General features: G+C 72.2%; 2 protein-coding genes and 1 pseudogene. 2 read left to right on the top strand and 1 reads right to left on the bottom strand.

Going from position 1 to position 2,168, the window contains the following annotated elements:
- On the bottom strand, window positions 1–629 hold a 629-nt coding region (locus PROKR_RS25195), incomplete at its 3' end, for an aldo/keto reductase (protein ID WP_036969230.1).
- 69 nt (window positions 630–698) lie between these two features.
- On the opposite strand from PROKR_RS25195, the gene PROKR_RS25190 reads away from it, so the two are divergent.
- Window positions 699–1,619, top strand: a complete 921-nt coding sequence (locus tag PROKR_RS25190; protein WP_036969223.1) for an undecaprenyl-diphosphate phosphatase — start codon at window positions 699–701, stop codon at window positions 1,617–1,619.
- A 64-nt stretch (window positions 1,620–1,683) separates the two neighbouring features.
- Window positions 1,684–2,168 (top strand): annotated as a pseudogene (locus tag PROKR_RS25185) (cysteine--1-D-myo-inosityl 2-amino-2-deoxy-alpha-D-glucopyranoside ligase); the annotation flags it as partial.

The raw sequence follows: 2,168 nt of genomic DNA, 5'->3' as shown, positions 1-2,168 counted from the left end.
GGGAACCAGGCGAGCAGCCCGGCCCCGAGGGCGTCGGCGGCGGGGATGACGTCGCGCTCCACGCCGCGCTGCAGCAGCGAGTACTCGAGCTCGACGGCGGCCAGGCCGACGTCGGGCTCCAGCAGCGTGGCCACGCGCGCGGTCGCCCAGCCGGGGTGGTTGCTGAGCCCCACGTAGCGGGCGCGCCCGCTGGTGACGGCGATCCGCAGCGCGTTGCAGGTCTCCTCCAGCGACGTGTTGGGGTCGGGGCAGGCCACGAGGAACAGGTCCACGTGGTCGGTGCCCATGCGCACCAGCGACTCGTCCAGGCTGTCCAGCAGCGCGCCGCGGGAGGCGTCCACGACGCGGCCGGGGCCGCCGTCGGGCCGCGACTCGGCGCGGATGCCGGCCTTGGTGGCGAGCACCAGCTCGCTGCGCGCCACCTTGCCGCCGAGCAGCGTGCCGATGACGCGCTCGGAGTCGCCGTCGGCGTAGCTGGCCGCCGTGTCGACGAGGGTGCCGCCGGCGTCGAGGAAGTCCCGTACCTGCTCGGCCGCGTCGATCTCGTCGGTGTCGCGGCCCCATGTCATGGTGCCGAGCCCGAGCTCCGAGACCCGCAGGCCCGATCTGCCCACCCGGCGTCGTTCCATGAGCGGCAGGCTACCCGCGGCTGGAGCGGGTGCGTCAGGAGGCGCGCCGTTGGGGTAGTGTCACGGCCCGTGACTGCGTGGGAAGCCATCCTTCTGGGCCTGGTCCAGGGCCTGACCGAGTTCCTCCCGATCTCTTCGTCGGCGCACCTGCGGATCGTCGGTGAGCTGATCGGGTCGAGCGACCCCGGCGCGGCCTTCACGGCCATCACGCAGATCGGCACCGAGGCCGCGGTGATCATCTACTACCGCAAGAAGATCGGCATCATCCTCGTCGCCTGGTTCAAGGCCCTGGTGGGCGCCAACGGCAAGGGCTGGCGCGCCCGCGTCGGCCTGGGCCCGCGCCCCGGCTCCGTCGACGTGCGGCACGGCCGCCCCGGCGTGATTGCCGACCCGGACGCCGCGATGGGCTGGTACATCATCTTCGGGTCGGTCCCGATCGTGGTGCTGGGCCTGCTGTTCCAGGACTACATCGAGACCACGCTGCGCAACCTGTGGATCACGGTGTTCACCCTCGCGTTCTTCGCGATCCTGCTGCTCCTGGCCGACATCTACGGCCGCCGGGAGCGCGAGCTGACCACCCTGACCGGCCGCAGCGCCATCGGCTTCGGCTTCGCCCAGGCCCTCGCGCTGGTGCCCGGCGTGTCCCGCTCCGGTGGCACCATCACCGCCGGCCTGGCCATGGGCTTCACGCGCAAGGCCGCCGCGGACTACTCGTTCCTGCTGGCCATCCCGGCAGTGCTGGGCTCGGGCTTCTACCAGCTCGTCAAGACCCTCGGCGAGCCGCTGCCCGCAGGATCGCCCGGCTGGGGCGCGATCCTGCTGGCGACGGTCGTCGCGTTCGGCGTGGGCTACGCGGTGATCATCGGGTTCCTCAAGATCATCGGCAACTACTCCTACAAGCCGTTCGTCTACTACCGGCTCGTGCTCGCGGGCGTGGTCGTGTACCTGCTCATGTCGGGCACGATCGACGCGACCGGCGGCGTCGCGTAGAACACACAGCCCGGCGCCCTGACATGGTCAGGGAGTGTCACAGGCTGCGGTTATCGTTGGTCGCGTGCACGCCTGGCCCACACCCCAAGTCCCGCAGCTTCCCGCCCCTGAGGCCGTCGCCCCGGTGCGGGTCCACGACTCGTCGACGGGCGAGCTCGTGGAGGCGGCGCCGGGTCCCCGGGCGCGGCTGTACGCGTGCGGCATCACGCCGTACGACGCCACCCACATCGGGCACGCCAACACCTACGTGACGTTCGACCTGCTGGTGCGGGCCTGGCTCGACGCCGGCAAGGACGTCACCTACGCCTCGAACGTGACCGACGTCGACGACCCGCTGCTGGAGCGTGCCGCGGAGACGGGCATGGACTGGCGCGAGCTCGCCGCCTCGCAGATCGCCCTGTTCCGTGAGGACATGACGGCGCTGGGCGTGGTCCCGCCCGCCACCTGGACGGGCGCCGTCGAGTCGGCCCCCGACGTCGCGCGCGCCGTGGCCGCCATGCTGGAGTCGGGCGCGGCCTACCGCGTGTCGCTGGAACCGGGCGCCGGCGG

Origin of the sequence: Promicromonospora kroppenstedtii DSM 19349, from assembly GCF_000515355.1 — a bacterium.
Classification (GTDB): domain Bacteria; phylum Actinomycetota; class Actinomycetes; order Actinomycetales; family Cellulomonadaceae; genus Promicromonospora; species Promicromonospora kroppenstedtii.
Note: the sequence above shows the minus strand (reverse complement) of the source record. Positions and strands in the feature narration are given on the sequence as shown.